The organism is Immundisolibacter sp. (genome assembly GCF_041625615.1).
Lineage (GTDB): Bacteria > Pseudomonadota > Gammaproteobacteria > Immundisolibacterales > Immundisolibacteraceae > Immundisolibacter.
This window is the reverse complement of sequence record NZ_JBFJTF010000095.1, coordinates 1-9,095: the sequence shown is the minus strand read 5'-3', so window position 1 is coordinate 9,095 and position 9,095 is coordinate 1. Positions and strand designations below refer to the sequence as shown.

The following is a 9,095-nucleotide window of genomic DNA, read 5'->3' as shown; positions in this document are numbered from 1 at the left end:
CGCCCCGGGCGGCTTCGGCCGACGGCGCGGCGAGGATTGCAAGGTCGAAAGGGCCACTGGCCAGCGCCTGGTGGAACTGGCGCGTGTCGGCCACCGTGTGGAACTCGATGCCAACATCGCCCGGTGCGACGAGCCGGCTGCTGAGCGAATCGGGCTCGGGCGTGGACAAGTCCAGCACAAGGATTTGCCAAGGATGCGCGGAATCCCGGTGCGGTGACAAGCGATTCTCCAACAGCTGCTGTTCGGGCCACGTGGTCGTCGGCGCACGCTGACCGGTGACCAGCGTACTGGCACAATGCGGCGTCATTGTCCGATAACCCTCACCGTGCCCATTGGCCGCAAGGACAAGGCCTGCACAATCTTCCGGGAGTCGACCGTATGTCGTTGGCGGCAAGCAGCCAGTTTGAACGCGATATTCAGCTCGTGGCGGTGGGTGACGGCACCTACGAAGGACAGCTGTCGTCCGCCTGGAACATCGGCGAGGTGCCCAACGGCGGTTATGTGATGGCGCTGGCGTGCAAGGCGCTGGCCAGTGCGCTCGATTTCCCGCATCCGGCCAGCATCACCGGGCATTATCTTTTGCCGACCGAGGCCGGGCCGGTGACCATTGAAACCGACGTCGTGCGCCGGGGACGCAGGATCGCCACCGCCACGGCGCGCCTGATTCAGGGCGGCCGCGAGCGGGTGCGCTTTATCGGTGCCTTCACGGATTTGATGCGCGGCCGGGGGCTGGATCTGCATACATCCTCCCCGCCGTCCCTGGCCGCAGTGGACCGGTGCGTGCCCCTGGCCGAGTTGACGCCGGCACCGCTGGGAATTCATCGCCATTTGCTGGCGCGGCTTGATCCGGCCACGGCGACACATTGGCAGCACGGCGACCCAAACGCGGATGTCGAACTGCGTGCCTGGCTTGGCTTCGCCGATGGCAGCGCACCGGATGTGTTCGCGTTGCCGCTGTTTGCCGACGCGCAGCCGCCGCCGCTGTTTCGGCGTGTTGGCTTCGGTGGGTGGGTGCCGACGGTTGAGTTGACTGTTCATGTGCATCGTCCGCCGGCTCCAGGTCTGCTGCGGGCGCGCTTTACCACGCGTCATGTCACCGGCGGGTTGCTGCACGAGGATGGTGAACTGTGGGACAGCGCAGGCCATCTGGTCGCCTTGTCACGTCAGTTGGCAATCATAGGCGGCGGGCGGCCCGGCTAACGGCCCGCACGCCGGCCCGCCACGCCGGCGGGCCGTGAGGATACTAGGCGCCGGTATCGTCAGGGGGGCGCAGGTCGCCCTGCAGGCCGAGTTCGACGCGAATGCGGTGAGCGATCCGTTCGGCTTCCTGGCGATCGTCAAACGGCCCGGCGGTCACACGATGGCGCCCGGCATACGGCTGGTGTCGCGCCGGCACCGGTGGCCCCAGATGGCGCAGCTGAGCGACCAGCTTGCGGGCGTTGTTCTCACCTTGATAGCCGCCCAGATCGATGTACCAGGCATCCTTGGCAGGTGTTGGCTGTGTTGCCTGGCGTATGGCCGGTTGTTCATAAAGCGGCGCCTGGGCCAGGAAAACGTCCTGTGCGGGATGATCGCGCAGAATCGGCAACGGGTAGCCCGGTTGGGCCTGGACGTACGTACGTACCCGGTCCCAATCGACGTCCGCGTCGTCGCGCCCTCGGGCAGCCAGGGCACGGCGGATGGCCACGGCCGCCTGTGCCTCGCGGGCGCTGACCGTCAGCGCGTGTTCTTCCAGCGCGGGATGGACCTCGAGCAGCAGGGAGTCATCCTGCCAGCCGACCAGGATCGGCTGATTGACCATGGTGACCGTGCTGCCGACATCCGCCTCGTCGTACAGGCGGGTGATGTCTTCCGGGTACAGCTGCAGGCAGCCGTGCGTCACGCGCAGGCCGGTGCCGGCCGGCTTGTTCGTGCTGTGGATGATGTAGGTGGGCCAGCCCAGGTCCAGCACGTGGGTGCCGATGGGGTTGTCCGGTCCGCCGGGGACCACGGCCGGCAGCGGGTCGCCGCGCTCGGCATGGGCACGGCGGACCGAGGCCGGCACGCGCCAGTCGGGATAGGCGCGCTTGCGGGTAACCCGTGTGGTGCCCAGTGGCGTGGGGTAGGCCTCGCGGCCGATGCCGATCGGATAGCTGACCACGCGCTTGCGGCCGCTCGCGTCTGCCGGCAGGAAGTGAAACAGCCGCCGCGCCGCGACGTTGGCCACCAGCCCGTCGCGCGGGGCATCCGGCAGGATCTGCGCGACCGGCAGCACCACTTCGCGCCCGTCTCCGGGAATCCACACGTCCACGCCGCGATTCGCCCATTCCATCTCGTCATAGCCGAGGTGGAAGCGTCGGCCGATGTCGAGCAGGGTCTGGTCGCCGTGGACCCGGGTCAGTTGCGTGAGGCCGATGACCTGGTCTTGCGGGCCCACCTCGAAGGTGAGTCGCGGGCCCGGGGCGGTGGCCCGCGGGGGTGGGGTTTCCTTGGGGGGCGGTGGCGGCAGCGGAATGACCGGCTCTTTCATGCAGCCGGCCAGGAACAACGCCAGCAGCAGGACGCTGCAGCGGCGCTTCCTGCCCACGGCCGGGTCAGGCGTTGCCGACGTTACGATCGAATGGCGAGTGGTAATAGCTGCTTTCCTCGGCAGACTCGCGTGCCTCGTCGAGCAGCTGTTGCAGGCGCAGCTCGGCGGTCGCCATGTCGGCACACGAACGGCAGGACGGATCGGCGCACGGCTGGTGAGTGTACAGCCAAAAATGCACGATGCCAGACAGCATGCCGGAGGCGATTTCCCACGCGTCGGCGTCCGGATGAGCGTCGAGGAATTCGTTGCCGAGCGCGACCACACGGTCGGCAACGTCATCGAACAGGGTGTCGGGATTCAGCGGCTTCATGGCGGTAGCCCTCGCGGGCGCAGCGGTAACGCAGCGCATTCTACCGCCGCCGCGGGTGCTTTATACCGGTGGCCGCAGTGGGCCGAGGTGGCCCCAGTAGCTGATGTCGTCGTACTCGACCACCTGCCATTGATCCAGATCGTCGATGATGCGCCCGCCACAGCCATATTCCAGCTCGAAACCGGACGGGGTCATGGTGTAGAACGACACCACGTGATCGTTGGTGTGCTTGCCCAGCGACATGGTGACCTTGCGGCCCTGGCGCAAGGCCAGCTCGTTGGCCATGCCGACGTCGTCGAGCGTGTTCACCTCGATCATGATGTGGTGGAACGCTTCGTGTGGGCCACTGAGCAGGGCGAAGCTGTGATGCCGTGCGTTCAGGTGCATGAAGTACGCCTTGGACTGCACCGGCTTGATGTAGATGTAGTCCGACACGGTGAGTCCGAGGACGCCGTAGAAGGTCATCATGGCGTCCAGGTGCTGGGTAATGAACACGATGTGGCCCAGCCCCAGGTCGCCGAGCTTGAAGCCGCCGAACTGGCGTGCCGGGTTGAACGGGCAGCCGCTGAGCTGGCCATAGAACAACTCCACCCGGTTGCCGCCCGGGTCGGTGAAGCTGCGCATCTCGACCACCTTGCGGAAGGTGCACTCCTCGGCCGTGCCGTCGCTGGCCGGGTAGCCCAGCGCTGCCAGCTCGGCGGTCAGACGATCCAGTTCGGCGCGCGTGCCGACGTCCCAGCCGCTGTAGGCGAAGCCCGGCGCGGTCGCCTTGTGGACGGCGATCCGGTGGTGCTTGTCGTCCATGCGCAGGCGCAGGGTTTGGTCGGTCTGGTCGGCCGCTTCCATTCCCAGCACGCCCGTGGCGTAACGACGCCAGTCGTCCAGGTCGGGGGCATTGAAACCGACGTAGCTGAGGGTGTGCAGACTCATGACACGGAATCCTTAAGGCTGGTGACTGACAGGCGCGCCCGGGCTCAGGCGCGCAGGAAATCCAGGTGCAGACGGTTGAACGTGTCCGGCTCTTCCCACTGCGGCCAGTGGGCGCTGTGTTCCAGCACGACCAGGCGTGCGTCCGGGATGTGGCGCATGGCGTCCTGTGCCAGTTCCACCGGTTGGCCGGGGTTGTGGCGCGTCCACAGCACCAAGGTCGGACACTGGATGTCCTGCATCAGTTCCGGGCGCATCCATTGCGCCGTCCAGGTGTCATCGACCACGCGGCCGAGTGTCGACACGGCGATCTTGCCCATGTGCTGCTGCATGCCGGGCTGGGCATAGATCGCGTAGCGCGTGGCCACCACCTCGTCGGTGAGTGTCTTGTCCGGCTCGGCCATGAGCCAGGCCATGCGTGCGCGAACCGATTCGATGCTCAGGTTGCCGGCGGCCTTTTTCGAGCGCTCGAGCGCGTCGATCAATTCCTGTTTGCCCTTGGCGTTGGGCGGGGCCAGGATGCCCGTGTTGAGCACCAGCTTGCTGACCCGCTGGGGCTGGCGGATGGCGGTCCAGGCCGACACCATGGCGCCCAGCGACTCGCCCGACAGGCAGGCCGAGTCGGCGCCGATGGTGTCCATGAAGGCCAACAGATGGTCCGACCAGACCTCCATGGTGTAGTCGCCGTCGTAGTGGTCGGTGTAGCCGTGGCCCAGCATGTCGATGGCGTAGACGTGAAAGTGTTGGGCATGCGCCGCCAGGTTGCGCATGTACGCTTCGGCATGGCCACCCGTGCCATGCAAGAAGATCAGCGGCGGCCCGTCACCGCATTCGATGGCCCGCGTGCGGTAGCCGCCGGCCTGGTAGTAGGTCTGCCGGAACGGTACGCCCAGCATGTCGACCCAGATCGTGGTCATGGGTTGCTCCTCCTGAAACCGACTTTATTGTGATGCGGCGCACGGGGTCGCCCGTACCTGGGCGGACGTTTGATGAGGTGGCGAATTCTAGCAGCCGTCGGGACATGACAGCGCCCGGCTGCTGGCGGGATCGACCCGGTGGGCCCACCGGTGTTCGCGTGATGGAAAACTGGCGGGCGAGGCACAACGTCGAGCGCGCGTCTGGTCCGTCCGGCGCTGGCTAGGAGCGGCCGGGCGGCGCTATCCGGTCGGCGGATGCCGCACGGCGCTGGTTGGTCATGGGTGTGCCGTGCTGCCGCGGGCACGGCGTTGCGCAGCGCCCATACGCCCTGCAGCGGACGACTCGGAGCCGGCCAGGTCGCGGCGTGTCTGTTGGAGAACTGGGCGCAGGCTTTCCGGCTCGAGGCGTCCGGCCAATGCCCGGTCCAGCACCGTGAGCGCCTCGCGACGGCGCCCGGAGCGGGCCAGCAGTTCTGCCAGGTTGTTGATGGCGCCGGCGTGTCCGGGCTGCAGGACGATTGCCATGCGCCAACTCGCCTCGGCGGTAGCGTACATGTGCTGTTCGTGCAGGCTGTTGCCGAGCGCGAAGTGGGCGGTGGCCAGCGCCGGCCAGTTTGCGGTGGCCTGGCGATAGGCCGCTACGCGCTGTGACACGGTCAGCGACGACTCGGCGGCGGCGACCGCGCTCAGATAACGCTGGGGATCGGGTTGCGCCGGTAACTGGCCGGGTGGCAGTGCCACGAACGCCCAGTTGCCACCCGGCTTCCAGCTGCGCAGGAAGCGGTCAAGGTCGGTGACCAGGCGGCGTTCAGTGCCGGAACGCAGCACCAGCTCGCGCCGCATGGAATCAAAGCCGATCGCGACGGCGTAGTGCCAGGTCTGCAGCGGCCAGGCGCCCAGGCGCTGCAGCACGACTACCGGCAGGCCGGCCTGCAGTTGCGCCACCAGGTCGGCCATGCCCTGAACCGGGTAGGCAATCCGGTGGTGACGCCGGGTGGCGCCCAGCATCTCTGCCTGCAGGCTGCCGCGTCGGTCGGGCAGGTAGACCTCGCCGCTCAGGCCGTCCGCTGTCACGGGCACTCCGGATGCACGCAGCACGGTTGCCAGTGCGGCGGGGCCGCATTCGAAGTCGCGCTGCGGGAAGAACGGTGTTTCGGTGAGTTCGACCGCGGTGGGCAGTGTCGGTTGCGACGTCTGGAGGTGGGCGCAGCCGGCCAGAGTGAGGCTCATCAGCAGCGCCAGCCAGCCGGAAAGCGGCCGGCCGGCGCCACTGCGGCATGTCATCTGCGGTTGAAGATGTTCAGCACGCCGGCCAGGTCGAGCACCAGCAGCACAATGGCCACCACGCCTACCACGGCCAGCGCGCCGCTGCCGGCCGGCATCTCATCCATGTGCTGTTGTAGATCGGCCAGTTCGCGGTCGCTGAGCGAGGCAACGCGCAGGCGGGCATCGGCCGGATCCACACCGCGCGCGATCAGTTGCTGCTGCACGTCATCGCGCGCCAGCGCCTGCAGAACCTGGTCACGCAGGCCCTGGTCGTGCGCGGCTGACAGCTGCATCTGCGTGGTGATCGTGGCGGCCTGGGCGCCACTCACCGCCAGCCCGAAGGCGCCCACGTGCAGCGCGAGAAGGCAGGCGAAGGCTTTTCTCAGGCATCCGAGCTTCTTCTGCATTGTGTGTCTCCGTTACGAGTTGGCCACTGTGCCGGGGGCGCGGATGTCCGAGGCCACCGGTCGGTCGCCATTAAAGCGCCGCCCCGAGTGCCTCGCAAGCCGGTTGGTGGGCATGTAGCCGCCGTGCCGGAGGCCGGTCGCAGGCCATTCAGGGCTGCTGCAATCGCGCCCACCGCGCACACCCTTGCAGGTGGTCGTTCACCACACCCACCGCCTGCAGGTAGGCGTAGCAGATGGTGCTGCCGACGAAGCGGAAGCCGCGGCGCCGCAAGTCCCTGGAAAGCGCGTCCGACAGTGCGGTGCGCGCCGGCACCTGACTCATGTCATGCCACAGGTTGTGGATGGGGCGATGGTCGACCCACTGCCACAGGTAACGGTCGAAACTGCCGAATTCGCGCTGTATGGCCAGGAACGCGCGCGCGTTCCCAATCGAAGCGCCGATCTTGAGCCGGTTCCGCACGATGCCGGCATCCGCCAGCAGTCGCGCCTGGTCCGTCTCGTCGAAGGTTGCCACGCGCGCCGGGTCGAAGCCCCGGTAGGCTGCCCGGTAGGCAGGCCGCTTGTTGAGGATGGTGGACCAGGACAAGCCGGCCTGGGCACCTTCCAGGATGAGAAACTCGAACAGCACGCGGTCGTCGTGCTGCGGCACGCCCCACTCGCGGTCGTGGTAGTCCCTCTCGGCCGCGCTGCGTGCCCACGGGCAGCGCCCGTTGGCGCCGGGCATCAGCCGGGCCACTGCACTGCGGCGCGCACGTGCGCAGCCGCCAGCCGTATGCCATCCGTGTCCTGCCCCAGCACGGCCAGGGTGCCCTTTCCGAGCGGCTCCAGGTGGCCGGTGTAGCCGCGCCGGCTGAAGCTGTCCGTCCCGGTTTTTTCCGGTACCAGCATCACGGTTACCAGGCCGCGCGGCGTGCGCACCAGCAGGTGGGCGATGAGATGCTCGCCGATCGTGCAGTCCTCGGCGAACACCACGTCCTGCAGGTTGCCGGTCAGTCGGGCACCGACGGCAGCCAACTTGTCGGCCACGGTGTCGGCGTCCAGTGCCGGGCCGGCGTGGGCGTGACGGTCGACGGCATGCGCGTACAGCTGCTGCTCGATGCCGGTGAGGCCCGGCAGCACCCACAGCGCGAGCAGGGCGGCACCGCCGGCAAGCGCGCCGACGGCGAACTCGGGCCAGACGCGTGATGACGTCGCCGGCGGCGCGGCGGCGAAGCCGAGCTGGCCCAGTGCGCCGGATATCAGGCGCATCTGCCGTACCAGCTGCCGGCAGCCGCGGCACATCAGCAGATGCGCGCGCAGGCGCAGTGCGGCGGGCCAGGGCAGCGCGCCTTCCAGGTAGTCGCTGGCACCCGCCGTGACATCCTTGCAGCTAAACATCCTCGCCTCGTTGGTACGCGTCGATGGCTGCCCACACCCGCAGTCGGGCGCGGTGCAGCAGCACTCGTGCATTGGACGCGCTGATGTCCAGCGCGTTACAGATTTCATCCAGCGGCTGGCCGGCCAGCTCGCGCAGCGTCAGCACGGCGCGCTGGGTGTGCGGCAGTTGGTCGATGGCGCGGGTGAGGGCGGCCTGCAGTTCGTCGTTGCCCAGCAGCGCATCGGGCGTGTCGGCATGCCAGGGGTGCGGTGGTTGATGCCAGTGACCGTTGTCGGCGAAGCGTCCCGCCAGCGCGGACATATCGTCCTCGTTGGAGAAATCACCGCTTGCCACTTCACGTCCCGCACGGCGCAGGCGCGAAATGGCCGTGTTCGTCAGGATGCGCAACACCCACGTCGACAGGCTGGCGCGTGCCTCGAAGCGCGGCAACGCCTTCAGTACCGCCTCCCAGGTGTCCTGGACCACGTCGTCGGCTGCGCCGGGGCCGACCAGTCCGCGCGCGACCCGCGACAGGCGGTCGTTCAGGGATTGCACCAGATGCTGGAAAGCCGCCTGGTCACCGGCACGCAGACGCGCCAGCAAGGCTGATTCATCCCAATCCTGCGCCAAGTTGCCCTCGTTGCGTGGGCGGCTTTGCGGTTCGCACGCCTCGGCGGTTGATTGTGGCACGCAAGACTACCGCGGAGCCTGCGCCGGTGGGGCGTTGGCGGCCTTGGTAACGACGTCGCTGGCATGGTGGCTATGGGTGGACTCGAACCACCGACCCCGGCATTATGAGTGCCGTGCTCTAACCGACTGAGCTACATAGCCATGTGATCGGAAGGGCGCATAGTTTAGCAGCAAAGCCGCGGTTGGCCGAAGTCGTTTTTCGGCGGCCAGTGGTAATCGCCTGCCTCAAGGAGCTTCTCGTGCACTGCCTGTTGCGTCACCCCGGCCGGCCGTTGGCTGCCGTGGGTCTTTTGCTGCTGTTGTCCGGCTGCGGCCAGACCGGTCCGTTGTATCTGCCGCCGCCGCAGGCGCCGGCCACGCCGGAGCAGGCGCAGACGCCTGCGCCCGAGGCGCCATGACGGCGCTGCGCTATGTGCGTGGTGCGTTGCAGATGGAGCAGGCGGACCTGGCGGCGGTGGCGGCGGAGTTCGGCACACCGTGCTACGTCTACTCGCGCGCCGTCATCGAGGCCGCCTACAACGCCTATGACGCGGCCTTCGGGCAGCGTCCGCACCGCATCTGTTATGCCGTCAAGGCCAATTCCAACCTTGCCGTCCTGAATCTGCTGGCGCGCCTGGGGGCGGGCTTCGATGTGGTGTCCGGCGGCGAGTTG

General features: G+C 67.8%; 11 protein-coding genes, 1 tRNA gene and 1 pseudogene. 3 read left to right on the top strand and 10 right to left on the bottom strand.

Annotated features, from left to right (window positions below; genetic code table 11):
• The first annotated feature begins 378 nt into the window (after positions 1 to 378).
• Positions 379 to 1,200: a thioesterase family protein gene (locus tag ABYX71_RS08440; RefSeq protein ID WP_372696056.1), complete on the top strand. Its 822-nt coding sequence runs from the start codon at positions 379 to 381 to the stop codon at positions 1,198 to 1,200.
• Positions 1,201 to 1,243: 43 nt separating this feature from the next.
• On the opposite strand, the gene ABYX71_RS08435 is transcribed toward ABYX71_RS08440, so the two are convergent.
• From ABYX71_RS08435 to ABYX71_RS08390, 10 genes are all read right to left on the bottom strand, one after another.
• Positions 1,244 to 2,566, bottom strand: a complete 1,323-nt coding sequence (locus ABYX71_RS08435; RefSeq protein ID WP_372696055.1) for a L,D-transpeptidase family protein — start codon at positions 2,564 to 2,566, stop codon at positions 1,244 to 1,246.
• Positions 2,567 to 2,573: 7 nt separating this feature from the next.
• Positions 2,574 to 2,879: a hypothetical protein gene (locus ABYX71_RS08430; protein WP_372696054.1), complete on the bottom strand. Its 306-nt coding sequence runs from the start codon at positions 2,877 to 2,879 to the stop codon at positions 2,574 to 2,576.
• A 60-nt stretch (positions 2,880 to 2,939) separates the two neighbouring features.
• The gene (locus tag ABYX71_RS08425; RefSeq protein ID WP_372696053.1) at positions 2,940 to 3,809 is read right to left on the bottom strand and encodes a VOC family protein; all 870 of its coding nucleotides are present in this window, start codon (positions 3,807 to 3,809) and stop codon (positions 2,940 to 2,942) included.
• A 44-nt stretch (positions 3,810 to 3,853) separates the two neighbouring features.
• The gene (locus tag ABYX71_RS08420) at positions 3,854 to 4,723 is read right to left on the bottom strand and encodes an alpha/beta fold hydrolase (protein WP_372696052.1); all 870 of its coding nucleotides are present in this window, start codon (positions 4,721 to 4,723) and stop codon (positions 3,854 to 3,856) included.
• Positions 4,724 to 4,999: 276 nt separating this feature from the next.
• Entirely contained in the window at positions 5,000 to 6,007 is a 1,008-nt protein-coding gene (locus ABYX71_RS08415; RefSeq protein ID WP_372696051.1) for a PA2778 family cysteine peptidase, read from the bottom strand.
• Entirely contained in the window at positions 6,004 to 6,396 is a 393-nt protein-coding gene (locus tag ABYX71_RS08410; protein WP_372696050.1) for a PA2779 family protein, read from the bottom strand. The genes ABYX71_RS08415 and ABYX71_RS08410 overlap by 4 nt, the downstream gene beginning before the upstream one ends.
• A 148-nt stretch (positions 6,397 to 6,544) precedes the next feature.
• A complete protein-coding gene (locus ABYX71_RS08405; protein ID WP_372696049.1) occupies positions 6,545 to 7,120 on the bottom strand; it encodes a DNA-3-methyladenine glycosylase I in 576 nt (191 codons plus the stop codon).
• On the bottom strand, positions 7,120 to 7,773 hold the full coding sequence (locus ABYX71_RS08400; RefSeq protein WP_372696048.1) for a DUF3379 family protein: 654 nt from the start codon (positions 7,771 to 7,773) through the stop codon (positions 7,120 to 7,122). Before ABYX71_RS08400 ends, ABYX71_RS08405 begins: the two co-directional genes overlap by 1 nt.
• The gene (locus tag ABYX71_RS08395; protein ID WP_372696047.1) at positions 7,766 to 8,443 is read right to left on the bottom strand and encodes an RNA polymerase sigma factor; all 678 of its coding nucleotides are present in this window, start codon (positions 8,441 to 8,443) and stop codon (positions 7,766 to 7,768) included. The genes ABYX71_RS08400 and ABYX71_RS08395 overlap by 8 nt, the downstream gene beginning before the upstream one ends.
• A gap of 64 nt (positions 8,444 to 8,507) precedes the next feature.
• Positions 8,508 to 8,584: transfer RNA gene (locus ABYX71_RS08390), tRNA-Met, on the bottom strand.
• 98 nt (positions 8,585 to 8,682) lie between these two features.
• Here ABYX71_RS08390 and ABYX71_RS08385 point away from each other — a divergent pair.
• Positions 8,683 to 8,841 carry a lipoprotein gene (locus ABYX71_RS08385; protein WP_372696046.1) on the top strand — a complete coding sequence of 53 codons (159 nt, stop codon included), beginning with the start codon at positions 8,683 to 8,685 and terminating at the stop codon, positions 8,839 to 8,841.
• A pseudogene (locus ABYX71_RS08380) lies at positions 8,838 to 9,095 on the top strand (diaminopimelate decarboxylase); the annotation flags it as partial. The gene ABYX71_RS08385 and the pseudogene ABYX71_RS08380, both read left to right, overlap by 4 nt.